The 22,851-nt window shown below is 65.1% G+C and carries 23 protein-coding genes; 4 read left to right on the forward strand and 19 right to left on the reverse strand.

The window, feature by feature from the left end:
- From GXB81_RS24620 to ndk, 3 genes are all read right to left on the reverse strand, one after another.
- Positions 1-744: helix-turn-helix domain-containing protein (locus tag GXB81_RS24620; RefSeq protein ID WP_205990570.1), on the reverse strand; the 744-nt coding region annotated here is incomplete at its 3' end.
- Between the two features lie 215 nt (positions 745-959).
- Positions 960-2,111 (reverse strand): 23S rRNA (adenine(2503)-C(2))-methyltransferase RlmN, encoded by a 1,152-nt coding sequence (gene rlmN / locus GXB81_RS24625; protein ID WP_205990571.1) that lies wholly within the window; start codon positions 2,109-2,111, stop codon positions 960-962.
- Positions 2,112-2,354: 243 nt separating this feature from the next.
- Entirely contained in the window at positions 2,355-2,780 is a 426-nt protein-coding gene (gene ndk, locus GXB81_RS24630) for a nucleoside-diphosphate kinase (protein ID WP_042322811.1), read from the reverse strand.
- A 297-nt stretch (positions 2,781-3,077) separates the two neighbouring features.
- Between ndk and GXB81_RS24635 the strand changes: the two genes are divergently transcribed.
- Positions 3,078-3,776, forward strand: a complete 699-nt coding sequence (locus tag GXB81_RS24635; protein ID WP_205990572.1) for a Bax inhibitor-1/YccA family protein — start codon at positions 3,078-3,080, stop codon at positions 3,774-3,776.
- Between the two features lie 134 nt (positions 3,777-3,910).
- On the opposite strand, the gene GXB81_RS24640 is transcribed toward GXB81_RS24635, so the two are convergent.
- From GXB81_RS24640 to GXB81_RS24685, 10 genes are all read right to left on the reverse strand, one after another.
- The gene (locus GXB81_RS24640) at positions 3,911-4,684 is read right to left on the reverse strand and encodes an MBL fold metallo-hydrolase (RefSeq protein ID WP_167049936.1); all 774 of its coding nucleotides are present in this window, start codon (positions 4,682-4,684) and stop codon (positions 3,911-3,913) included.
- A gap of 7 nt (positions 4,685-4,691) precedes the next feature.
- Positions 4,692-5,831, reverse strand: coding sequence for an outer membrane protein assembly factor BamC (gene bamC / locus GXB81_RS24645; RefSeq protein WP_167049934.1), 1,140 nt, complete (start codon positions 5,829-5,831; stop codon positions 4,692-4,694).
- A gap of 130 nt (positions 5,832-5,961) precedes the next feature.
- Positions 5,962-6,879 carry a 4-hydroxy-tetrahydrodipicolinate synthase gene (dapA, locus tag GXB81_RS24650; protein ID WP_167049932.1) on the reverse strand — a complete coding sequence of 306 codons (918 nt, stop codon included), beginning with the start codon at positions 6,877-6,879 and terminating at the stop codon, positions 5,962-5,964.
- Between the two features lie 43 nt (positions 6,880-6,922).
- Complete coding sequence (locus tag GXB81_RS24655; protein ID WP_205990573.1) at positions 6,923-7,525, reverse strand: class I SAM-dependent methyltransferase; 603 nt, start codon at positions 7,523-7,525, stop codon at positions 6,923-6,925.
- A gap of 28 nt (positions 7,526-7,553) precedes the next feature.
- Complete coding sequence (locus tag GXB81_RS24660; protein ID WP_167049930.1) at positions 7,554-8,756, reverse strand: tryptophan--tRNA ligase; 1,203 nt, start codon at positions 8,754-8,756, stop codon at positions 7,554-7,556.
- Between the two features lie 6 nt (positions 8,757-8,762).
- Positions 8,763-9,425 (reverse strand): site-2 protease family protein, encoded by a 663-nt coding sequence (locus GXB81_RS24665; RefSeq protein WP_167049928.1) that lies wholly within the window; start codon positions 9,423-9,425, stop codon positions 8,763-8,765.
- Positions 9,426-9,472: 47 nt separating this feature from the next.
- Complete coding sequence (locus GXB81_RS24670; protein ID WP_167049926.1) at positions 9,473-10,108, reverse strand: L-threonylcarbamoyladenylate synthase; 636 nt, start codon at positions 10,106-10,108, stop codon at positions 9,473-9,475.
- A gap of 212 nt (positions 10,109-10,320) precedes the next feature.
- Positions 10,321-11,151 (reverse strand): 3',5'-nucleoside bisphosphate phosphatase, encoded by an 831-nt coding sequence (locus GXB81_RS24675; RefSeq protein ID WP_167285659.1) that lies wholly within the window; start codon positions 11,149-11,151, stop codon positions 10,321-10,323.
- Between the two features lie 308 nt (positions 11,152-11,459).
- On the reverse strand, positions 11,460-12,344 hold the full coding sequence (locus GXB81_RS24680) for an alpha/beta hydrolase (protein WP_205990574.1): 885 nt from the start codon (positions 12,342-12,344) through the stop codon (positions 11,460-11,462).
- A gap of 69 nt (positions 12,345-12,413) precedes the next feature.
- Positions 12,414-13,346: a ferritin-like domain-containing protein gene (locus GXB81_RS24685; protein ID WP_241016501.1), complete on the reverse strand. Its 933-nt coding sequence runs from the start codon at positions 13,344-13,346 to the stop codon at positions 12,414-12,416.
- 454 nt (positions 13,347-13,800) lie between these two features.
- On the opposite strand from GXB81_RS24685, the gene GXB81_RS24690 reads away from it, so the two are divergent.
- The 3 genes from GXB81_RS24690 (at position 13,801) to GXB81_RS24700 (ending at position 16,002) form a co-directional block, all read left to right on the forward strand.
- On the forward strand, positions 13,801-14,325 hold the full coding sequence (locus GXB81_RS24690) for a gamma carbonic anhydrase family protein (RefSeq protein WP_167049920.1): 525 nt from the start codon (positions 13,801-13,803) through the stop codon (positions 14,323-14,325).
- Between the two features lie 65 nt (positions 14,326-14,390).
- The gene (gene hslO, locus GXB81_RS24695) at positions 14,391-15,341 is read left to right on the forward strand and encodes an Hsp33 family molecular chaperone HslO (RefSeq protein ID WP_167049917.1); all 951 of its coding nucleotides are present in this window, start codon (positions 14,391-14,393) and stop codon (positions 15,339-15,341) included.
- A gap of 271 nt (positions 15,342-15,612) precedes the next feature.
- Positions 15,613-16,002, forward strand: coding sequence for a hypothetical protein (locus GXB81_RS24700; protein WP_205990576.1), 390 nt, complete (start codon positions 15,613-15,615; stop codon positions 16,000-16,002).
- Between the two features lie 146 nt (positions 16,003-16,148).
- Here the strand turns inward: GXB81_RS24700 and ftsB are convergent, their stop codons facing one another.
- The 6 genes from ftsB to GXB81_RS24730 form a co-directional block, all read right to left on the reverse strand.
- Positions 16,149-16,583, reverse strand: a complete 435-nt coding sequence (ftsB, locus tag GXB81_RS24705; protein WP_167049915.1) for a cell division protein FtsB — start codon at positions 16,581-16,583, stop codon at positions 16,149-16,151.
- Positions 16,584-16,690: 107 nt separating this feature from the next.
- Entirely contained in the window at positions 16,691-17,974 is a 1,284-nt protein-coding gene (gene eno / locus GXB81_RS24710) for a phosphopyruvate hydratase (protein ID WP_075301327.1), read from the reverse strand.
- A gap of 225 nt (positions 17,975-18,199) precedes the next feature.
- Entirely contained in the window at positions 18,200-19,054 is an 855-nt protein-coding gene (kdsA, locus tag GXB81_RS24715; RefSeq protein WP_167049913.1) for a 3-deoxy-8-phosphooctulonate synthase, read from the reverse strand.
- Positions 19,051-20,724: a CTP synthase gene (locus GXB81_RS24720; protein ID WP_167049911.1), complete on the reverse strand. Its 1,674-nt coding sequence runs from the start codon at positions 20,722-20,724 to the stop codon at positions 19,051-19,053. The genes kdsA and GXB81_RS24720 overlap by 4 nt, the downstream gene beginning before the upstream one ends.
- A 143-nt stretch (positions 20,725-20,867) precedes the next feature.
- Positions 20,868-21,671 (reverse strand): alpha/beta hydrolase, encoded by an 804-nt coding sequence (locus GXB81_RS24725; RefSeq protein WP_167049909.1) that lies wholly within the window; start codon positions 21,669-21,671, stop codon positions 20,868-20,870.
- A gap of 57 nt (positions 21,672-21,728) precedes the next feature.
- Positions 21,729-22,851 (reverse strand): ComEC/Rec2 family competence protein (locus tag GXB81_RS24730; protein WP_205990577.1); only part of this gene is annotated, 1,123 nt, incomplete at its 5' end.

Genomic DNA, 22,851 nt, shown 5'->3' on the forward strand with positions numbered 1-22,851 from the left:
GGCCGGCGCCGAAGACGGCGTCGTACCGGTGGCGAGCGGCGCGGGCATCGGCGTACCCGAAGCCGCATTGTCGGCACTCGCCGGGTTTTCGGCGGTGGCGGCCGCTTCCGGCGCCGACGCGGCGTCCTGCGCGGGCACCTGGCCTTGCGCCACAGCGTCCGATGCGCCGGTCTCGTTACTCGCTGAACCGCTCGCGCTCGCTTTCAGACGCGCGAGCCACGCGGACGAATCGCCGACGTTGGTGCGCCACATGCCCAGCGCGATGACCGCAACGACGATCGCCGCGATTCCCCACAGCCATGAACGGCTCTTGTGACCACTGTCACCCAGTGTTAACGAAACCTTGCCGCGCGGCAGGTCCTTGCCCGAGGACGCCGGCATCGACAGATTCGGCGCCGGCACACCCTTCTCGCGACGCAGCGCCGCCGTGAACGGCGCCGGATCGGCGCCGAGCATCTTCGCATAGCTGCGCACCACGCCAAGCGCGAACGTCGTGTCCGGCAAATGGCTGATGTCGCCCGCTTCGAGCGCGCCGAGCTTGACGACCGACACTTTCAGCCGCGCCGACACGTCTTCGATCGTCCAGCTCTTCGATTCACGCAATTGGGTCAAGCGCGCGCCAACGGCCGCCAACGAATCGAGCGCCGGTTGCACGGCGGGCTGCACCGCCGCCCGCGCAACAGGTGCCGGGTGGCCTTCGTTCGTGTCTGTTTCGTGCGGCTGCGGGTGCTGCGGCTCACTCATCCCAAATCCTTTCGCGTCGATTCTTTTTACTCGTGCAACCGGACGGGCTCGAGCCTCACGTCCAAATCGCAGACCGTTTATAACAAAATGCGCGGCTTCGTGCGCCGCTTCCGATCGATTCTGCAAACTTTCTTTTCAGCCGAGGGCGGCATGGGGGCCTTTCCTCGCTCGCAGGGGTTTCCGCGCGAACGCCGGCGCCATTCCGCCCCGGATGCTTACACGGCGCGAACCTCGATCACCTTCGCCGCCTTCCCGGAACGCTCAGCAAGACGCGTGCGGTCCTTCACCGCACCGGCCAGCTGACCGCAGGCAGCATCGATATCGTCGCCGCGAGTCTTGCGCACTGTCGTGACGACACCCGCGTCCATCAACACTTGCGCAAACCGCTTGATCTGTTCCGGCTTCGAGCGAACGAGGCCCGATTCGGGGAACGGATTGAACGGGATCAGATTGAATTTGCACGGCACGTTGCGCGTAACCGCCAGCAATTCGCGTGCATGCGCCTCGCTGTCGTTCACGCCGTCGAGCATGCAATATTCGAACGTAATGAAATCGCGCGGCGCGACCTTCAGATAGCGTTCGCACGCCGCCATCAATTCGCGCAACGGATACTTTTTGTTCAGCGGCACCAGCATGTCGCGCAACGGATCGTTGGGCGCGTGCAGCGACACCGCGAGCGCCACCGGCAGATCGGCGCCGAGCCTGTCCATCATTGGCACGACGCCCGAGGTGGACAGCGTCACGCGCCGGCGCGACAGGCCGTATGCGTTGTCGTCGAGCATCAGGCGCATGGCCGGCACGACCGCGTCGTAATTGAGCAGCGGCTCGCCCATGCCCATCATCACGACGTTCGTGACGACACGCTCGCCCTTGCTGTCGCCGCCCATTGCGCGACCGGCCGCATCGCCGCGCGACGCGCGCAGCGCAAACTCGGCCATGCGCAACTGGCCGATGATTTCGCCGGTGGTGAGATTGCGGGAGAACCCCTGCTTGCCGGTCGAGCAGAACCGGCAGTTGACCGCGCACCCGGCTTGCGACGACACACACAGCGTGCCGCGCGTTTCTTCGGGGATATACACGGTTTCAACGGCATTGCCGTTGCCGACGTCGATGAGCCACTTGCGTGTGCCATCGGTCGAAACATGGTCGCTGACGATGCCGGGCATCGAGATCGTGGCGCGCCCCTTGAGCTTTTCGCGCAAGGACTTCGCCAGATCGGTCATGCCGTCGAAGTCGGCAGCGTTGTATTGATGAATCCAGCGCTGCAACTGTTTGGCGCGAAACGGTTTCTCGCCCAGGCTGTCGCAATAGGCGACAAGCCCTTGGGCGTCGAGGTCGAGAAGGTTGACGGTGGGACTGCTCGTCATATCGAATCCTGCCATTTCAGTGCGAGACTGCGTTCATGCAACAAGCTGCATGAACGCAATGCCGTTCGCGCCCATTCCTGCTGCTTTTACCTTACTACTTTGCCGGGCCCCGCGTGCGATTCGTGCGATAAAACTGTTCGGCTGCACGAACCGCGCGACGCGAGAAACCGCTTCAAACACGCCTGCAGGCGCCCGTTCGCGCCTGGACGCCCGAAGCGAACACCTAGCTCGAGCGCGCGGCGCTTAACGCGAGTAGACGTTGACTTGCGGGAAGAAGAATGCGATTTCGACAGCAGCCGTTTCCGCTGCGTCCGAACCGTGCACTGCGTTAGCGTCGATGCTGTCGGCGAAGTCGGCGCGGATCGTACCCTTTTCCGCCTTCTTCGGGTCCGTTGCACCCATCAGATCGCGATGCTTCAGGATCGCATTTTCGCCTTCCAGCGCTTGCACGACGACCGGGCCCGAAATCATGAACTCGACGAGATCCTTGAAGAACGGACGTGCGGCATGCACGGCGTAGAACTTCTCGGCGTCGGCACGCGACAGATGAACCATGCGCGATGCCACGATCTTCAAACCAGCGTTTTCGAAGCGGGTGTAGATCTGACCGATCACGTTCTTCGCCACTGCGTCCGGCTTGATAATCGACAGGGTGCGTTCGATCGCCATAAAAACTCCAAAAAATTAAGAGGTTACAGATTTAAATGAATCCGCTATTGTAGCATGTTCCCGTGTATGATTGCATTGAACCCTTACAGTATTGAAAGAATCCACCCGAAGGGTTCAAAATACTGGTAGCGTAAGCCTGTGCGCGAAGTCCGGGGTATTGAAACTCCCGGCCGCCGCGCTAATCTTAGGAATGAATGCGGCGCGCCCCGCGCAACGGATGTCCGCCGGCGCTTCGCGAATTGCCGCATCATCCCGCATCGCCCATTACGCAACACGCTTCTGAGGTAAGGAGAGACCATGAACGAACATCCGTATATGTTTGGCCGCAACGGCGCGGTGACCACGGCCGAAACGCGCAACCGCGTGCTACGGAACACCTACTGGCTGCTCGCGCTGTCGATGATTCCGACCGTACTCGGCGCATGGGTCGGTCTCGCCACGGGCTTCTCGCTGTTCGCCGCCACTAGCCCCGCTATGAGCATGCTGGCGTTCTTCGCGATTGCCTTCGGCTTCATGTTCGCGATCCAGCGCACCAAGGACAGCGCCGCCGGCGTGTTCGTGCTGCTCGGCTTCACGTTCTTCATGGGCCTGATGCTGTCGCGCATCCTCGCGTTCGTGCTCGGTTTCTCGAACGGCCCGTCGCTGATCATGCTCGCGTTCGGTGGCACTGGTGTGATCTTCGCGGCGATGGCAACCATCGCCACGGTCAGCAAGCGCGACTTCTCCGGGCTCGGCAAGTGGCTCTTCATGGGCGTGATCGTGATCCTGCTCGCGTCGGTCGCGAACATGTTCCTGCAACTGCCGGCGCTGATGCTGACGGTTTCGGTCATGGCCATCGTGATCTTCTCCGCCTACATCATGTTCGACGTGCAGCGCGTCGTGAACGGCGGCGAAACGAACTACATCACCGCCACGCTCGCGATCTACCTGGATCTGTACAACGTGTTCGTCAACCTGCTCGCGCTGCTCGGCATTTTCGGCGGCAACCGCAATTAAGTCCGACTGATCGCGCGGCGCGCTCTTCAGGTGCCGCGCTCAAAAGAAAAGCCCATGACGTTTGCTCGTTATGGGCTTTTTTCATTGCGTCGCACGCGACAATAAATGTACGCGTCAAGGCAAACGGAATCGCGTCAAACCGAAAGCCACGCAAAGCCATCACTTTGCGAGGCGACGACCACGTCAGTGGACACCGCGCCGAGCACGCCAGCCAGCGCGGCCTGCGCCAACTCCGGCAGATTGTTCTGCTGACTCAGGTGCGCGGCAACGAGGTGCCGCAGGCGGGAACGATCGAGCGAGGCCAGGATGTCGGCCGCCGCGTCATTGTTCAGATGCCCATGATTGCCGCCGATACGCGCCTTCAGTGACGCCGGGTAGCGGCTGCCCGCCAGCATCTGCACATCGTGATTGCATTCGAGCACGAGCGCGTCGCAGCCGCTCAGCACCGCGCTGATATGCGGCGTGGACGTCCCGACGTCGGTCAGCACGCCGAGCCGGCTCGCACCATTCGAGAACACGTATTGCAGCGGCTCGCGGGCGTCGTGAGGAACGGTATAAGGAAGAACGCTGAGGTCGCCGATCGTCACCGCCTCGTCGCCCCACAGCACCTGCAGATCGACATCGGCTTCGTCGGCACCGACCGCGCGCGCGGTGCCCCAGCTCATGTACAACGGAATCGACCACTTGCGGGCCAGCGTCAGCGCGCTGCCGATATGGTCGCTATGCTCATGCGTGATAAGAATCGCGTCGAGACCTTCGACGCTCGCACCGAGCCGCGTCAGACGCCGTTCGACTTCACGCGCGGAAAAACCGCAATCGAGCAACACGCGCGTAGTGGTCACGCCGCTTTGCGCTTCCACCAGCAGCGCGTTGCCCTCACTGCCGCTGCCAAGACTGGCGAACCGCACGGCCCGCCTAGTTCAACTGCGCGTGCAGCAGCGACACGATGCGCTGCGCGTCCGACGAGGTGTCGATCTGCCCGTTCGCGTCCACCACCGCGACCTGCGTCACCGTATCGCCCTTCGCGCGCACGTTGACGAGGAATTCCTGACCCGGCTTGCGCGCCGAATTGCCGCTATAGAACAGCTTGCCGAACAGCCCTTCCCGCTTCAGCTCCTGCATCGAATCCGCGTAGCGCACGTAGTAGATGCCCTTTTCGCGATCGCGGTTGTCGACGGTGAAGTTGGTGCGGTCGAGCGCCAGGCCCACGCGCAACCATGCACGGTCGAACGACTCCTGCAGATCGAGCGTCGACGCGCCCGCGCTCTGCTCGATCGTAGCCGGCGCCACGGCCGGGTGCGCGTCGGTCAGCAGTTGCTTCGACTGCGCCTCGGTCAGGCCGAACTTCTGCATCAGCTTGGCGAGAAACATCGCTTCGAGCGCCGGATCGCGCGGACGCTCTTCCCAGCGCGACGACGTCTTGTCCTGCCCCGTCAGCACTTCTTCCATCGCGCTATGCGTGATCGAGATATCGGTGGCACCGCCCGGCCCGCGCGAGACGAGCGTACGGAAGCTGTCGCGGGTGCCCGACGAATACGCGAAGTCGATGACCTTGCCCACCGTGCGGCGGAACCAGTCGTCGGGAATGTTTGCGCGGTTTTCAGCCCAGTCGGTCGCCATGATGCCGGTTGCCGGTGCGTCGGTCTTCAGCACGAAGCCGTTTTCCTGCCAGAACTCCTGCAGTTGCGGCCACAGCTGCTCCGGCGAGCGGCCGTCGACGACCAGCCAGCGGCGGTCGCCGTCGCGCTCGATGTGCATGCCGAGCGGGTCCTGCGCATTCGGCTGGCCTTCGGTCGTATTGCCAGCCGCCGTCACCGCGCGTGCGGTCGCACCGCCCAGCGCCAGATTGGCGGGCGGCGCCACATAGCGCTGGTCGGTCGGCGTGCTGCTCAGATCGCTCGGCACGGCGAGCGGCGGCGCACTCGACGTCGTCTTGTAGTTGACGCGATCGGAAGCGAACCAGTCGTTCAGCGTGTCACAGCCGGCGAGCGTCGTCAGGGCAAGCGCCAGCGCCGCCATGCGGGTTGCGTGGAGGGAAAGTGCGGAACGTTTCATGAGGTCCTTCGTGATGCTGGAACGCGATGCCTCGTTCGATCTGCCGGGAACGTGGGCTGAAGCGACGTCGGTTAAGGAAATGCCGGTGGCGGCCTGGCGTAGATACGGGCGAACTGTCGGGCCGGCCCGCTTAACCTAGCAGGCCCGCTTCGCGCAGCGCGCCGCGCACCACATCGTGGTATTGCGCGTCGAGCGGCGTAAGCGGCAAACGGATACCGCCCTGCACACGCCCGAGTTGCTGCAGCGCCCATTTCGTCGGAATCGGATTCGCCTCGGCGAACAGGTACTTGTGCAGCGACAGCAGTTTCAGATGAATTTCGCGCGCGGTCTTCGCATCCGCGGCGAGCGCGGCCTTGCACAGATCGCTCATGGCGCGCGGCGCGACGTTGGCCGTGACCGAGATATTGCCGTGGCCGCCGAGCAGCATCAGCGCGATCGCGGTGGGATCGTCGCCGCTATAGATGCCGAAGTGGGCCGGCGCCGCCTTGATCAGATGCGCGGCGCGGTCGATGTTGCCGGTCGCTTCCTTCACGCCGACGATGCCCGGCACCTGCGCACAGCGCAGGATGGTCTCGTTGCTCATGTCGGCAACGGTGCGGCCCGGCACGTTGTAGAGGATCACCGGCAGGTCGACGGTTTCGGCGATCTTCGCGAAATGGCGGTAGATGCCTTCCTGCGTCGGCTTGTTGTAATACGGCACGACCTGCAGCGTCGCGTCGGCACCGACGTCCTTCGCATGCCGCGTCAGTTCGATCGCCTCGGACGTCGAATTGGCACCCGCGCCAGCGATCACCGGAATGCGGCCCGCGCAGTGCTCGACCGCGGTCTTGACCATGAGCACGTGCTCTTCGACCGACAGTGTGGCCGATTCGCCGCTCGTGCCGACCACGACGAGCGCGTCCGTCCCTTCCGCGACGTGCCAGTCGACCAGTTTTCGGAACGCCGGCAGATCGAGGCTGCCGTCTTCGAACATCGGGGTGATGATGGCAGGAATGCTGCCGCGAATCTGCACGCCGCCGTTGGCGCCGCTCTGGTTGCCGTTAGTCATGAAAAGCCATGAATATGATCAGGTAAACCGCGATTGTAGCGGATTAGCCCGCCAACTCGTAACAAGGCGGGGCTGTTGCCTGGGGGGGATCATGCGCGGGCGCCGGCTCGCGAATCGCGCAGATGCGCTGAACGTAGGCCGGGCGCGGTTCCGCGAGAAATCCATCCTGAAATGCGACTACCCGCAACTGGCCGCGCACCCTCTCGAGAAGCTCGCCCGGCGCCAGTAGAAACGCCGGGTTGGACGGTTTGCCGACGCTTTCGTTGCCTTGCGCGAAGGTCTCGTAAACCAGTACGCCGCCCGGCGCGAGCGCGCGCAGAAGGGATGGGAAAAGCGGCCGGTGCAGATAGTTCGTCACGACGACCGCAGCAAATCCGGCGGTGTCGGCAAGCGGCCACGGCGCGCCTTCGAGGTCGGTCACGAGCGGGGTGACGAGCGGCGCGTCGCGCAACATGCCGAGCGCGGCCGCGTCGCGGTCGAGCGCCGTCACCGGATGCCCGCGCGACGCGAAAAACCGCGCATGACGCCCCGCGCCCGAGGCGACGTCGAGCACCGCGCCACCCGGCGCGACCAGATGCGCCCAGTCGCGCACCCAGCGCGACGCTTCACCGAGGCCGTGCATGCCGGCGGCAGTGGGTGTGCTCATTGCTGCGCGGCGGTAGCTCGATGGCCCATCAGTTGTACGACAGCCCCATCGCCTCGCGGACGTCGCGCATCGTTTCCGTCGCGAAGCGGCGCGCCTTGTCGCAACCGTCGGCGACGATCGCACGCAGCAGCGAGGGGTCGTCCATGTACTTCTGCGCGCGCTCGAGCATCGGCTGCTGCTCGCGCAGAATGCCTTCGATAACCGGCTGCTTGCAGTCGAGACAGCCGATGCCCGCCGAGCGGCAGCCCTTCTGCACCCACTCGTGCGTCGCTTCGTCGGTGTAGACCTGGTGCAGTTGCCACACCGGGCATTTGTCCGGATCGCCTGGATCGGTGCGGCGCACGCGCGCCGGGTCGGTCGGCATCGTGCGGACTTTCTTCGTGATCGTTTCCGCGTCTTCGCGCAGGCCGATCGTGTTGCCGTACGACTTCGACATCTTCTGGCCGTCGAGACCCGGCATGCGCGACGCTTCGGTCAGCATGGCCTGCGGCTCGACGAGGATGATCTTGCGCGAGCCTTCGAGATAGCCGAACAGACGCTCTCGATCGCTCATCGACAGGCTCTGCGATTCCTGCAGCAGCGCCCGCGCGCGTTCGAGCGCCTCGTCGTCGCCTTCCTGCTGATACGCGTTGCGCAGCTCGTGATAGAGCTTCGAGCGCTTGCCGCCGAGCTTCTTCGCGGCCTCGTTGGCCTTTTCCTCGAAACCCGGCTCGCGGCCGTACAGGTAGTTGAAGCGGCGCGCGATTTCGCGCGTCATTTCGACGTGCGGCACCTGGTCTTCGCCGACCGGCACGAGCGAGCCGCGATACAGCAGAATGTCGGCCGCCATCAGCACCGGGTAGCCAAGGAAGCCGTAGGTGGACAGGTCCTTGTCCTTGAGCTTTTCCATCTGCTCCTTGTAGGTCGGCACACGTTCGAGCCAGCCGAGTGGCGTGCTCATGCCGAGCAGCAGCGCGAGCTCGGCATGCTCGGGCACCTTGCTCTGGATGAACAGCGTTGCCTGGGCCGGATCGATGCCGGAAGCGAGCCAGTCGACCAGCACGTCCCAGACGTTCTTTTCGATCACTTCGGGCGTTTCGTAGTGGGTCGTCAGCGCGTGCCAGTCGACCACGCAGAAGAAGCACGGGTACTCGGACTGCAGCCGCACCCAGTTTTTCAGTACGCCGTGATAGTGGCCGAGGTGCAGCGACCCGGTGGGCCGCATGCCGGAGAAGATACGGTCTGGGAACATGGTTATTTAAAAAAGCGAAACAAGTGGAGTCAGAATTGCGGTAATCGCGCTATAGCCGAGCGTGACGAGCGGCTTTAACCAGAAACGCGTGAGCGTGCCCGTCATGACGAGCGCCATGACGATGAAAAAGCCGTACGGTTCGAGCCGCGCGAGCGAAATCGCCTGCTTCGGCGGCAACAGCGCCATCAGCACGCGGCCGCCGTCGAGCGGCGGCAGCGGAAAGAGGTTCAGCACGCCGAGCACGAGATTCACGCCGACGCCCGCGCCGGCCATGCGCGTGAAAAACGGTTCGTCGATATTGAGCACCGCGAGCACGACGCCGAACACGCCCCACGCCAGCGCCTGGATGAAGTTGCACACGGGACCGGCCGCCGCGACCCACAGGCTGCCCCAGCGCGGATTGCGCAGATTGCCGAACGCGACCGGCACCGGCTTCGCGTAGCCGAACATGAACGCGCCGCTCGTCGCGAAATAGAGCAGGAGCGGAATCGCGATCGTGCCGAGCGGATCGATATGGCGCATCGGGTTCAGCGACACGCGGCCGAGTACGTAGGCGGTGTTGTCGCCGAGCCAGCGCGCGACGTAGCCGTGCGCCGCTTCGTGCAGCGTGATCGCGAAAATAACCGGAAGCGCGTAGACCGCGACGGTCTGTATCAGGGAAGAATCCATATGCCGTTATTGTAACAATGCGCTTGCGCGCGTCTGCCCGCTTTCGCTCATGCCGCTTCCGCGAGGCCGAACGGCGCGAGCGAACCCCGCCCTGCCCGCACCAGTACGGGCTCCGCGCCGGTCAGGTCGATCACGGTGGACGGCTCGCATACGCAAGGGCCGCCGTCGATCACGAGATCAAGCTGCTTTTCGAGCCGCGCGCGAATGTCCTCGGGATCGTTCAGCGGCTCGGTTTCGTCGGGCATGATCAGCGTCGAGCCGAGCAGCGGCTGACCGAGTTCCTCGAGAATCGCGAGCGTGATCGCATGATCCGGCACGCGCAGGCCGATCGTCTTGCGCGACGGATGCGAGACGCGCCGCGGCACTTCCTTCGTCGCCTGCAGCACGAACACGTACGGGCCCGGCGTCACCGATTTGAGCAGCCGGTACTGCCGATTGTCCACCATCGCGAAATTGGCGAGCTCCGACAGATCGCGCACGAGCAGCGACAGCAACTGCTTTTCATCGAGCCCGCGAATGCGCCGCAGACGCTCGACCGCATCCTTGTCGTCGAGATGGCAGGCGAGCGCATAGGTCGAATCGGTCGGCAACGCGACCACGCCGCCGTCGTTGATGATCTGCACGGCCTGCTTGACGAGGCGCGGCTGCGGATTGTCGGGATGAAGCCGGAAGTATTGGGACATGGTGGTTCACGATGACGGCGGATGAACGGCTGCGGCTGGCATGCGGCAAACGGATCGCACGTGCCCTGCGAATGGAGGACGGCTGGCCCGCGGAATGCAATGCCTCGAAGAGGCATCCGCATGGCACGGCGCCGCCAGGAGGCTGGTGCGCACGCGCTCGCCTGATCGGGCCAGCCCGCGCGCGTGACGTGCCGTCATGGCACGGCGCGCGGTCACAGCCAGCGTTCCCAGACAGGCTTGAGATCGGCGGGCAGCGGCGGCAGCGCGCCGAGTTCGATGCGGCCCTCGCCGGGCGCGTGGAAATCGGACCCGCGCGAGGCCTCGAAGCCGAAGCGGCGCGCCACGTCCGCGTATTCGCGATACTGGTCGGGCGTGTGGCTGCCCGTGACGACCTCGATCGCCTTGCCGCCGAGATCGATGAATTCGGCGAAAAACGCGTCGAATTCGAGCGGTGAATACGCGTAGCGACCCGGATGCGCGACGATCGCCTCGCCGCCCGCGGCCTGGATCCAGCCCACCGCGTCGGCGAGTTTCGCCCAGCGGTGCGCGACGTAGGCCGGCTTGCCGTCGCCGAGATAGCGGTCGAACACTTCCTGCGTAGTGCCGCAGTGGCCGTGCTCGACCATGAAGCGCGCGAAGTGCGTGCGCGACATCATGTCGGGATTCGAGACGTATTCGAGCGCGCCCTCGTACGCGCCGGGAATGCCGAGCACGGCCAGCTGCTCGCCGATCGCCTCGGCGCGCGCGGCACGGCCGTCGCGCGTGCGCGCGAGACCGTCGATCAGAATCCGGCTGGTCGGATCGATACCGAGCCCGACGATATGCACGGTGCGCCCCGCCCATGTGACCGAAATCTCGACGCCGCTCAGATAGCGCATACCGAGCGCTTCGGAGGTGGCGCGCGCTTCGTGCTGACCGCCGACTTCGTCGTGATCGGTGAGCGCCCACAGCGTCACGCCGTTCGCGTGCGCGCGGCGCGCGACGTCGGCCGGCGCGAACTGGCCGTCGGAAACGGTGGAGTGGCAGTGAAGATCGGCGTTCATCGTGGTCCTGGAGAGATTCTCCAGCCATTTTACTGCAACGCAGTAAGGGCCCGCAGGGCTATCTTGCGGTGGCGGCTGCGGGCGCTTGCTGTGCACGCTTGCTGCCGGCACTTGCTGCATGCGCCGGCGCCGGACGCGTGCCGCGCCGCGTCACGGCGGATACGGGCCGCGGGCTCGGTTGCGGGCGCGGATAGAAGCTCGAATACAGGCAAGCGCGCCTGCGCGCAGACGGCCCAACACTGGCAACAAACGCCGCCCCCCCTAAAACCTCTCCAGACCTTCGCAATGAAGCCGCCTAATAAAGCCGCCTAAGCGCAAAACCCCTCGATCAGCGCCGCGATCTGCTCCGGCTGGTCGTGATGCACCATGTGCCCGGCCTCGTCGATGATCTTCTCGCGCCAGTCGGGAAACGCCTGAAAACGCGCCTTGAATTCGTCGAGCGGAATCTCGCCGGCGATCTGCGCGAGCGTCGGCGACCCGGCGGCCTCGACGTGCAGCACCCTCGCCCTCACCTTGCGCCATACGGCCATCACCTCGTCGAGGCGATACAGCGTCGGCCCGCGCACCTTGTGCGCGGGGTCGGCGAGCAGCATGAAGCGCCCTTCGCCATCCGGCTTCGACCAGTGCCGCGCGAGAAACTTCGCGCGCCGCGGATCGAGCCGCGGATTGGTTTTGGTGAGGCGCGCGGCCACCTCGTCGAGCGACGCATAGCGCCTCAGTTGCAGTGGATCGCGCAGTTCGTCGAGCCAGTTGAGCAAGCGCCTGGGCGCCTGCGCCGGATGCGACGGCGCGAGCCCGAAACCTTCGAGATCGACCACGCGCCGCACGCGCTCCGGCCGCACGCCCGCGTACACGCACACGATGTTCGCGCCCATGCTGTGGCCGACCAGATTGACCTCGCCTTTTGGCGCGTAGTGGTCGACGAGCGCGTCGAGATCGCCGAGATAGTCCTGAATCCAGTAGCTGCCGCCGCCGCGCTCGGCAACCGGCCAGTCGGACAGGCCGAAGCCGCGCATGTCGGGCGCGATCACCTGCCAGTCGCCGCCGAGCGCCTCGACGACGAACTGGAACGAGGCCCCCACGTCCATCCAGCCATGCAGCATGAACAGGATCGGCGCGTCGGGACGGCCCCAACGCCGCACGTGCAGACGGACGCCGCGCACGGCGACGAACTCGGAGCGGGAAGTATTCATGAGCGGCGCACCCACAAAAAAGAATGATCGTTCGATTATAGAGACCGCCGGCTGATACGGGGAGAGCGATTATCGAAGCGGTGTTCGGTCGTCCGCGTCGGTCGGGTCCGGCGTCGGCCCCTGCGGTTGCGGTTGCGGCTGCGGCTGCGGCTGCGGCTGCGGCTGCGGCTGCGCGTCGAGCCCCGCGAGCGCGGCGAGTTCGGCTTCATCGAAACCGGCGTCGCGACGCGCTTCGAAATTGAACGGACCGCGTAACTTCGGCGCGTGGTACTGATCGGCGAGACGCTGATAGGTCTCGTGCGGATCGAGCCCGTGCGCCCCGCACAGGTGGCGGAACCAGCGGTTGCCGATCAGCACGTGGCCGATCTCGTCGCGCAGGATCACGTCGAGAATCGCCGCCGACGCCTGATCGCCCGCCTGCTGCAAACGCGCGCGAATCGGCGGCGAGGCGTCGAGGCCGCGCGCTTCGAGCGTGCGCGGCACCAGCGCCATGCGCGCGAGCACGTCGCCGCGGGTGCGCTCGCACATGTCCCACAGGCCGCCGTGCGCCGGGAAGTCGCCGTAGGCATGGCCGTATTCGGCGAGCCGCGCGGCGAGCAGCGAGTAGTGATAGGCCTCTTCGGCGGCGACCTTGAGCCAGTCGGCATAGAACCCGGCGGGCATGCCGGAGAAGCGCCATACGGCGTCGAGCGCGAGATTGATCGCGTTGAACTCGATGTGCGCGAGCGCATGCAGCAACACCGCGCGGCCCTGCGGCGACTGCATGCTGCGCCGGCCGAGCTGGCGCGGCTCGACGAGTTCGGGCCGCACGGGACGGCCCGGCAGGCCGGCCGGCTCGGTCAGTTCGAGATCGGCGTGACAGACGGCGCGACCGTCGAGCACAGCGGCATACAGTGCGCGAGCCGCATCCGCCTTGATGGCCGGATCGCTGTCGCGCAAGGCGGCGAGCGCAACACGGCGCGCGCACGAAGGCTCGTCGCGGGAATCCGATGCGCAGGACATGGATGAAACAGGCGAAGCGGCGGACGTCATGGGAAGCGGATCGGCAACGAAATCAACTGAGGCAACGGATAAAGCGGCCGGAGACGCTGCGGTAAACGTGGCCAAGTCGAGCCCCGCTCGTACCGCCAACGCGCGACAAAACGCGCAGAAGCGCCACGGCATGCGGCCCACGCGACGAGTGGCCATGCGTAACCGCTACGCACAACAAGCCCATGCGGCGACGAACCGGACACCACGGCGCCGCTTCTCCCACGTTCTCGCCGGCAATCACCGCGAAATCGCAAGCGCGCACCTTGGCGCGCGCACCGAGCGGCCCGGCCACACAACCGTTTACAATACCCGATTCGACCATCCGGCGCGCCTGCGGGCGCGTCCGTCAGGCCCGCGAAGTCAGGCCGGCAACGCGCGACAGCGGCCAGGCGCCGCATGCGGCGACCGATCAACAGGAGACATTGTGACGATTTACAAGCTGGGCGAAGCCGCCCCGAACATCCATGAAAGCGTGTTCGTCGCGGATTCGGCGAACATCATCGGCAACGTGACGCTCGAGGAAAACGCGAGCGTGTGGTTCGGCGCGACGCTGCGCGGCGACAACGAGCCGATCACGATCGGCGCCGGCAGCAACGTGCAGGAAAGCGCGGTGCTGCACACCGACCCCGGCTATCCGCTGACGGTCGAGCCGAACGTGACGATCGGCCACCAGGTCATGCTGCACGGCTGCACGATCAAGGAAGGTTCGCTGATCGGCATTCAGGCCGTGGTCTTGAATGGCGCGGTGATCGGCCGCAACTGTCTGGTCGGAGCGGGTGCCGTCGTCACCGAGGGCAAGGTGTTTCCCGACAATACGCTGATTCTCGGCGCGCCCGCCAAGGTCGTGCGCGAACTGACGGAAGCGGATATCGCCAACATGCGGCGCGGCGCGGCAAGTTATGTCGAGCGCCGCGAGTATTTCAAGGCGCAGCTCGTGCGCATCGGCTAGACGGCCGGCGCGCGCGGTGCGCAATGACGCGGCATCGCGCCGCGTCACTCCATCGAGGAAAAGTTGTGAGCGACCAGTTGCAAAAATTCATGTTCAGCGCGGCGCCGGTGCGCGGCGAGATCGTTTCGTTGCGCAATACGTGGCAGGAAGTATTGACGCGGCGCGATTATCCGGCGCCCGTGCGAACGATCCTGGGCGAAATGATGGCCGCGTGCGCGCTGCTGTCGGCGAACCTGAAGTTCGACGGCACGCTCGTCATGCAGATTTTCGGCGATGGCCCGGTCAAGATGCTGGTCGTGCAGTGCAGTTCGAACCTGACGATGCGCGCCACCGCGAAGCTCTCGGGCGAGAACGGCCCGGCGCTCGAAGACACGACCTCGCTCGTCGATCTCGTCAACGCGAGCGGCCACGGCCGCTGCGTCATCACGCTCGACCCGGCCGACAAACAGCCCGGCCAGCAGCCGTACCAGAGCATCGTGCCGCTCTCGGGCGTCGACGGGCCGCTCAAGTCGATCGCCGAGGTGCTCGAACACTACATGCATCACTCGGAGCAGCTCGACACGCGCATGTGGCTCGCGGCGAACACCGAGCGCGCGGTCGGCATGCTGTTGCAGAAGCTGCCCGGCGACGGCGGCATCGTCCCGCATCCGGGCCAGCTCGATGCGGACACGTGGGAGCGCGTCTGCACGCTCGGCGGCACGCTGTCGCAGGACGAACTGCTGAAGGAAGAACCGGAGACGGTTTTCCGCCGGCTCTTCTGGCAGGAAAACGTGCTGCATTTCGAGCCGGTCACGACGCGCTTCGAATGCACGTGCTCGCGCGAAAAGGTCGGCGCGATGCTGAAGATGCTCGGCCGCGACGAAGTGGACGGCGTGATCGAAGAACGCGGCCACGTCGAGATTCACTGCGAGTTCTGCAACCAGCGCTACGAGTTCGACCCGGTCGACGTCGCGCAACTTTTCGTGGCAAGCGGACTTTCACAAGGCGTGACGCCGGCTACCGATCAGCGGCACTGAGGCGGCAGCGCGTGCCTGGGCAGGTTGCGTGAACGTCCGAGCTTGCCCTGGCTGCCGTGCGTGATAGGTGCTTCGTCGCTTTTCATAACGGCAGCCGCCACCGCGCCGCCCACTGCCGTCATGGCTCGGGCGGCGCACTGGCTTTCTCCGGCCGCGGCCTTTCTGACCGCCGAGCCTGATCGCCGTGGTGAATGTGCGTTGAACCATTCGCGCCGCTCACGGCACATGTCGGCCTCGCCCGCCAACGCGTCGAACCGATGGAGATTCGAACATGAAGCCCCCTCTTTTGCTGATACGTCATGCGCGCACGTTGACCGTACTGGCCATGGTCGCGGGTAGCGCCGCACTCGCCGGCTGCACGATCGACCCGCCTGGCCCAATGCCGATTCTGAGCCGCCTGCCGTCCGATCAGGCCCCAGCGGCCGGCACCGGTCAAACGCTGACACCGGAAGAGCGTGCGCGCTATGACGCGATCGATCGCCAGGTCATGTACGAGCAGAATCAGTCGATGGCCGCAGAAGCCGCCGCTCAGGCGTGGTCGCGCTATGGCTCGCCAGCGCCGCCCATCACCGTGACCGGCGGCTTTTCGACCGGCAGTTGGGGACGGCGCGGATGGGGCACAGGCATTGGCGTCGGCTTCGGGCCGTACTGGGGTTGGTAGGATCGACGGCGACAGTACAAAGGAACAGGGCAATAAAAAAGCGCGGTTCAAAATGAACCGCGCTTTTTTTGCGTCCTTCGTGACTGACTCAGCCGAGCCCATTGAGCCCGTTGAGAGCCCACCAGGCCGGGACAACGCATCCAACTTCAATGCGCCGGCTTCTTCTCCTTCGCTACCGTCTTCCCGCCACGCTTGCGATCCGGCTTCGCGCGCGACTCCGGATTCGGCACCACGTGCAGCGGCGCGGCCGATACCTCGCCGCGCGTCGACGTATTCACCGACGGACCGTTCGATGCCGGCAACGGCTGGTTCGGCGACACGAACTGCACGAACACCTCGCCGTCCTTGACCATGCCCATCTCGTAGCGCGCCCGCTCTTCGACCGCGGCCGTGCCGTTCTGCAGATCCTGCACCTCGCCCTGAATGCGCTCGTTGCGCACCTTCGCGTCGGCATTCTTTTGCAGTTGCTGCGCGAGTTGCCCTTGCAACTCATGCACGCGCAGCCAGCCGCCATGCCCCCACCAGAGCGGGTACTGGATCAGCGCCAGCAGAACGATCAGGACAGCAGTGACAAGCCGCATGAAGTAAGCACAATAAATACGCGCCGCCCTGCGCTATACGCAGGGCGGCGAGGTCAATCAGAAACGAAGGATAACCGTCTCATCGATCAGCGCGAACAAGCTGCTGTTTAGCGCAGATTGTAGAACGCCGACTTGCCCGGGTAGCTCGCGATATCGCCGAGATCTTCCTCGATGCGCAGCAGCTGGTTGTACTTCGAGATACGGTCCGAACGCGACAGCGAACCGGTCTTGATCTGGCCCGCGTTGAGACCCACCGCGATATCGGCGATCGTCGAATCTTCGGTTTCGCCCGAGCGGTGCGAGATCACGGCCGTGTAGCCCGCGCGCTTCGCCATCTCGATCGCCGCAAAGGTTTCCGTCAGCGTGCCGATCTGGTTGATCTTGATGAGGATCGAGTTCGCGATGCCCTTCTCGATGCCTTCCTTAAGGATGCGCGTGTTGGTCACGAACAGGTCGTCGCCGACCAGTTGCACCTTCTTGCCGAGCTTGTCGGTCAGCACCTTCCAGCCTTCCCAGTCGCCTTCGTGCATGCCGTCTTCGATCGACACGATCGGGAACTTGTCGGCGAGGTTCGCGAGGTAGTCCGCGAATTCCGTCGACGACAGTTGCAGGCCTTCGCCCGCCAGCTGGTACTTGCCGTCGTGGTAGAACTCGCTCGCCGCGCAGTCGAGCGCGAGCAGCACGTCTTCACCGGCGCGATAGCCTGCTTTCTCGATCGCCTGCAGGATCGTGGACAAGCATTCCTCGTTACTGCCGAAGTTCGGTGCGAAGCCGCCTTCGTCGCCGACGGCCGTGCTCATGCCGCGATCCGACAGGATCTTCTTCAGCGCGTGGAACACTTCGGCGCCGCAGCGCAGTGCTTCGCGGAAGGTCGGCTGGCTGACCGGCACGATCATGAATTCCTGGATGTCGAGGCTGTTGTTCGCGTGCGCGCCGCCGTTGACGATGTTCATCATCGGCACCGGCAGTTGCATCGCGCCCGAGCCGCCGAAGTAGCGATACAGCGGCAGGCCGGCTTCTTCAGCGGCGGCCTTCGCGACGGCCATCGACACGGCCAGCATCGCGTTCGCGCCGAGGCGCGACTTGTTGTCGGTGCCGTCGAGTTCGAGCAGCGTCTTGTCGAGGAAAGCCTGTTCGGAAGCGTCGAGGCCCATGATCGCTTCGGAGATTTCAGTGTTGATGTGCTCGACGGCCTTCAGCACGCCCTTGCCGCCGTAACGGCCGGCTTCGCCGTCGCGCAGTTCGATCGCTTCGCGCGAGCCGGTCGACGCGCCCGACGGCACCGCTGCGCGGCCCATCGTGCCCGATTCGAGCAGCACGTCGCATTCGACGGTGGGGTTGCCTCGCGAATCGAGAATCTCTCGACCGATGATGTCTACGATAGCACTCATGGTTTCCTCAAAGAAATGACGTTGAATTCTTTACTGTGACACTGTATCGCGCTGCCGATCCGGAGTTGGCGCTTAAGTGCCGACTCCTGTCCCCTGCAAAGCACCCGCCGGTCTCCCCGACAGACAACTCGCGCGCCGATACGTTCGACGGCCATTATGCGAAAACGCCGCGCGCCGATTATCGAGGTGGATCGTGAAAATCGCGACACGCGGCGCATGCCTGAATCAGTTGAAATCGCTTTCGAGGAACGGCCCGCGCTTGACGGCCTGGTCGAGCGTGACGAGCGTCTCGAGCAGATCGGCCATGCGCTTGAGCGGCACCGCGTTCGGCCCGTCCGACTTCGCCTGCGCCGGGTTCGGATGCGTTTCCATGAAGAGACCCGCAACGCCCACCGCGACCGCGGCACGCGCGAGCACCGGCACGAATTCGCGCTGGCCGCCCGAGCTCGTGCCCTGGCCGCCCGGCAACTGCACCGAGTGCGTCGCGTCGAACACGACCGGCGCGTTGGTCTCGCGCATGATCGCGAGCGAACGCATGTCCGACACGAGGTTGTTATAGCCGAACGACACGCCGCGCTCGCACGCCATGAAGCGGTCTTCCGACAGACCCGCTTCGCGCGCGGCGTCGCGCGCCTTGTCGATCACGTTCTTCATGTCGTGCGGCGCGAGAAACTGGCCCTTCTTGATATTGACCGGCTTGCCCGAGCGCGCGCAGGCGTGAATGAAGTCCGTTTGCCGGCACAGGAACGCCGGCGTTTGCAGCACGTCGACAACCGACGCGACCTGTTCGATTTCGTGTTCGGCGTGAACGTCGGTCAGCACCGGCAGGCCGAGCTGACGCTTCACTTCCGACAGGATGCGCAAACCTTCGTCCATGCCCAGACCGCGGAACGACTTGCCGCTGCTGCGGTTGGCCTTGTCGTACGACGATTTGTAGATGAACGGAATGTTCAGCTTCGCGCAGATTTCCTTGAGGCGGCCGGCCGTGTCGATCGTCATCTGTTCCGATTCGACGACACAGGTACCGGCGATCAGGAAAAACGGCTTGTCGAGACCGATTTCGAAATCGCCCAGCTTCATGCTTTCTCCCTGACTGCGTTCGCGGTGCGCGACTGCTGATGCGCCAGCGCCGCCTCGACGAACGACTTGAACAGCGGGTGGCCATCGCGCGGCGTGGATGTGAATTCCGGGTGGAACTGCACGCCGACGAACCACGGGTGCATGCTGCGCGGCAATTCCATCATTTCCGGCAGATCCTCGCTCGGCGTACGGGCGCTAATGATGAGGCCGCCGGCTTCGAGTTGGGGCACGAAACGGTTATTGACTTCATAACGGTGGCGATGGCGCTCGTTCACGTCGCGGCCGTAGATTTCCTCGGCCATCGTGCCGGGCTTGATCGGGCAGCGCTGCGAACCGAGGCGCATGGTGCCGCCGAGGTCCGACTCTTCGGTGCGCTTCTCGACGCGGCCTTCGCGGTCGTACCACTCGGTGATCAGCGCGACCACGCGGTTCTTCGTTTCCTGATCGAACTCGGTGCTGTTCGCGTCCTTCAGGCCGACCACGTCGCGGGCGAATTCGATCACGGCAAGCTGCATGCCGAGGCAGATGCCGAGATACGGCACCTTCGCTTCGCGCGCATAGCGGATCGCGGCGATCTTGCCCTCGGTGCCGCGCCGGCCGAAGCCGCCCGGCACGAGCACCGCGTCGAGATGCCTGAGGCTCTCGACGCCTTGCGTCTCGATCTCTTCGGAGTCGATGTACTCGATGTTCACGCGCGTCGACGTGTGCATCGACGCATGGCGCAGCGCTTCGATCAGCGACTTGTACGACTCGGTCAGATCGACGTACTTGCCGACCATGCCGATCGTCACTTCGTGCTTCGGATTCTGCAGCTTCTCGACGAGGTCGGACCACATCGCGAGGTCCGCGGCCTTCGGCGTGAGCCTGAGCTCTTCGCAGATGATCGCGTCGAGCCCCTGGTCGTGCAGCATCTGCGGAATCTTGTAGATGCTGTCCGCGTCCCACACCGAAATCACCGCGTCTTCGGGCACGTTAGAGAACAGCGAGATCTTCGCGCGCTCGTCGTCCGGAATCGGACGGTCGGCACGGCACAGCAGCACGTGCGGCGAGATGCCGATTTCGCGCAGCTTCTGCACGCTGTGCTGGGTGGGCTTGGTCTTCAGTTCGCCGGCCGTGGCAACCCAGGGCACGAGCGTCAGGTGCACGAAGCACGCGCTGTTGCGGCCGAGGCGCAAGCTCATCTGACGCGCGGCTTCGAGGAACGGCAGCGATTCGATGTCGCCCACCGTGCCGCCCACTTCGACGATCGCGACATCGGGCTCGCCGCACGTCGCGGAAGCCGCGCCGCGCTCGACGAATGCCTGGATTTCGTTCGTGATGTGCGGGATGACCTGCACCGTCTTGCCGAGATAATCGCCGCGGCGTTCCTTGCGGATCACCGATTCGTAAATCTGGCCCGTGGTGAAGTTGTTGGCCTTGCGCATCTTCGTGCTGATGAAGCGCTCGTAGTGGCCGAGGTCGAGGTCGGTTTCCGCTCCGTCTTCCGTCACGAACACTTCGCCGTGCTGAAACGGGCTCATCGTGCCGGGGTCGACGTTGATGTACGGATCGAGTTTGAGGAGGGTGACTTTGAGACCGCGCGATTCGAGGATCGCGGCGAGGGAAGCGGCGGCAATACCCTTGCCGAGGGAAGAAACTACGCCGCCGGTGACGAAAACATATTTGGTCATCGCTGGATGCTCGCGGGAAAAACGGATTATACCGTAAAGGATAGTCCCGACCCAGCAAAAAACGACCGGCCCGGCGCGCGCCGCCCCCTCCTCGCGTGCAACCCAGCGCCGCCATTTGCCACGCAAGTCGCACGCGCAGCGCCTCAGGCAAGCCGCTCCAGTTCGCGCAACATCCGCTGCACCGCGCGCGCCGTTTCGATCGGCCGCTCCATCGGATACAGATGGCTGCCTTCGATCCACTCAAGGTGGCCGCCGGTCGCGCGGCGCGTCGCATCGAGACCGGCCTGGCGGATTTCCTTCGAGCGCGTGCCGGCGATGAAACCGACCGGCACCGGCGCGCCGTGCGCGAGCCGCGCGCCAAGCGTGTGCGGCAGCGTGCGGTAAATCCGGTATTCGGTGCGGCGGTCGAATGCGAGCGCGCGCGTGCCGTCCGGCGCGCTCTGCGGAATGCCGAAGTCGATGTAGTCGGACAGCATGCGCTCGTCCCAGCGCGCGAACGCCGGCTTCGAATGGAAGTGCCGCCACGCTTCGTCGCGGCTTGCCCACTGCGTGCGCCGGGTGCGCGTCGCGGCGGCCGGCGAGAGCCGTTCGTCGAGCCCGGTCCATTGCGAGACGCGTAGCATGCTGCTGCGCCAGCCGGCGATCACCGGCGAGTCGAGCATCACCACGCCCCTCACCCACTGCGGCTTTTTCAGCGCGGCCATCAGCGACAGATAGCCGCCCAGCGAATGTCCGACGAGCCATACCGGCTGCTCGTACGCGCGGCCGATGTCTTCGAGCAACTGCTCGACCAGATGCGGCCAGTCCTGCGTGACCGGAAAGCGCGTGTCATGGCCGATACGCTCGATGAAGCGCACCTCGTAGTCGTCGGAAAGTTCGGCGAAAATCGTCCGGTAGGTGGAAGCCGGAAAGCCGTTCGCATGAGAGAAATGAATGATGTTTTTCAACTGCGGCTATCTCCGTTTCTGTTTTTTGCGTGCGCCTTTGACAGGCGTCTCGCGCGCTCAACGCGCCATCCAGTAGCGCCGCCGCGTCTCGCGATAGCGCTCGAGCGTGAGCGCGGGGCCGTCCGCGCCGGGATCGACGTCCACCCGCACCGCGCCGTCCCGATCGCTGCGCCCGAGTTCGATATGGCGTGCCTCGTAGCGCTCGAACACGCCCGCATTCGGATGATGAAAACGATTTTCGTAGCCTACCTGAAATAGCGCGATGGACGGCTCGATAGAGTCGAGGAACGGCTCGGTCGACGAGGTCCTGCTGCCATGATGCGGCGCCATCAGCACCTGGGCGCGCAAGGCGCCGCGATCGCGCGCGAGCAGCGTGCGCTCGACCGGCGCCTCGATGTCGGCGGTCAGCAGGGCCGCGAAACGCGCCGTCTCCGCGCGAGCGCGCGATGTCGCGGCGAGCCCCGCGCGCGGCAACGTGCTGACCCTGAGCACGCAGCAACGATCGTTGTTCTTGCCGCTCGCGGGCCCGGCATCCGGCCACAGTATCGCGAATTCGACGCCGTCCCATTGCCAGCGCTGCCCGGCCGCGCACGGCAGCGTCCGCGCGCCGTGCCGCTGCGCGTACGGCCACAGCGCATTGTCCGGCGCGAGCGAGCCCACCATCTGACGCACCTCGATCGCATCGAGCACGGCAGGCACGCCACCCGCATGATCGGAATCGGCGTGGCTGACGATCAGCGTGTCGAGCGTCGTCACGCCCTGTGCCTGCAGGAACGGCACGACCACGCGCTCGCCCGCGTGTGTCGATTCCGCGCCCGGCCCGGCATCGAACAGCAATGCGTGATGCGCGGTTTGCACGAGGATCGACGCGCCCTGCCCCACGTCGAGCGCCGTCAGACGGAACGCGCCCGCCGGCGCGGCAAGCGCGCCGTCCGCGCTGGGCATCAGCAACGGCAGCCACGTCAGCGGCGCGACCCAGCGCAGCGGCCAGCCGCGTGGCGCGAGGCACCAGAGCACGCCGACCGCCGCCGCGGCAAGCGCCCATGCAGCGGGTTGCGGCAACCACCAGAGCGTCCAGCGCGGCCCCGTCAACCCCTGCAGGCCGAGCGCGAGCACGTCGAGCAACGTATGGGCGACGTGCCACGCGAATGCGTCGAGCGGCGCGGGCAACGCAACGCCC

Origin of the sequence: Paraburkholderia sp. Ac-20336 (assembly GCF_017105025.1) — a bacterium.
Classification (GTDB): domain Bacteria; phylum Pseudomonadota; class Gammaproteobacteria; order Burkholderiales; family Burkholderiaceae; genus Paraburkholderia.

Bases quoted from the DNA above. Each gene is read 5' to 3' on its own strand.
- GXB81_RS24665 (WP_167049928.1), bottom strand. From the start codon at position 9,425: ATGGATTCTTCCCTGATACAGACCGTCGCGGTCTACGCGCTTCCGGTT.
- bamC (WP_167049934.1), bottom strand. From the start codon at position 5,831: ATGAAACGTTCCGCACTTTCCCTCCACGCAACCCGCATGGCGGCGCTG.
- GXB81_RS24660 (WP_167049930.1), bottom strand. From the start codon at position 8,756: ATGTTCCCAGACCGTATCTTCTCCGGCATGCGGCCCACCGGGTCGCTG.
- GXB81_RS24680 (WP_205990574.1), bottom strand. From the start codon at position 12,344: ATGAATACTTCCCGCTCCGAGTTCGTCGCCGTGCGCGGCGTCCGTCTG.
- GXB81_RS24635 (WP_205990572.1), top strand. From the start codon at position 3,078: ATGAACGAACATCCGTATATGTTTGGCCGCAACGGCGCGGTGACCACG.
- ftsB (WP_167049915.1), bottom strand. From the start codon at position 16,583: ATGCGGCTTGTCACTGCTGTCCTGATCGTTCTGCTGGCGCTGATCCAG.
- GXB81_RS24700 (WP_205990576.1), top strand. From the start codon at position 15,613: ATGAAGCCCCCTCTTTTGCTGATACGTCATGCGCGCACGTTGACCGTA.
- kdsA (WP_167049913.1), bottom strand. From the start codon at position 19,054: ATGAAGCTGGGCGATTTCGAAATCGGTCTCGACAAGCCGTTTTTCCTG.
- GXB81_RS24675 (WP_167285659.1), bottom strand. From the start codon at position 11,151: ATGAACGCCGATCTTCACTGCCACTCCACCGTTTCCGACGGCCAGTTC.
- ndk (WP_042322811.1), bottom strand. From the start codon at position 2,780: ATGGCGATCGAACGCACCCTGTCGATTATCAAGCCGGACGCAGTGGCG.
- rlmN (WP_205990571.1), bottom strand. From the start codon at position 2,111: ATGACGAGCAGTCCCACCGTCAACCTTCTCGACCTCGACGCCCAAGGG.
- GXB81_RS24670 (WP_167049926.1), bottom strand. From the start codon at position 10,108: ATGTCCCAATACTTCCGGCTTCATCCCGACAATCCGCAGCCGCGCCTC.
- GXB81_RS24720 (WP_167049911.1), bottom strand. From the start codon at position 20,724: ATGACCAAATATGTTTTCGTCACCGGCGGCGTAGTTTCTTCCCTCGGC.
- GXB81_RS24655 (WP_205990573.1), bottom strand. From the start codon at position 7,525: ATGAGCACACCCACTGCCGCCGGCATGCACGGCCTCGGTGAAGCGTCG.
- eno (WP_075301327.1), bottom strand. From the start codon at position 17,974: ATGAGTGCTATCGTAGACATCATCGGTCGAGAGATTCTCGATTCGCGA.
- GXB81_RS24685 (WP_241016501.1), bottom strand. From the start codon at position 13,346: ATGTCCTGCGCATCGGATTCCCGCGACGAGCCTTCGTGCGCGCGCCGT.
- dapA (WP_167049932.1), bottom strand. From the start codon at position 6,879: ATGACTAACGGCAACCAGAGCGGCGCCAACGGCGGCGTGCAGATTCGC.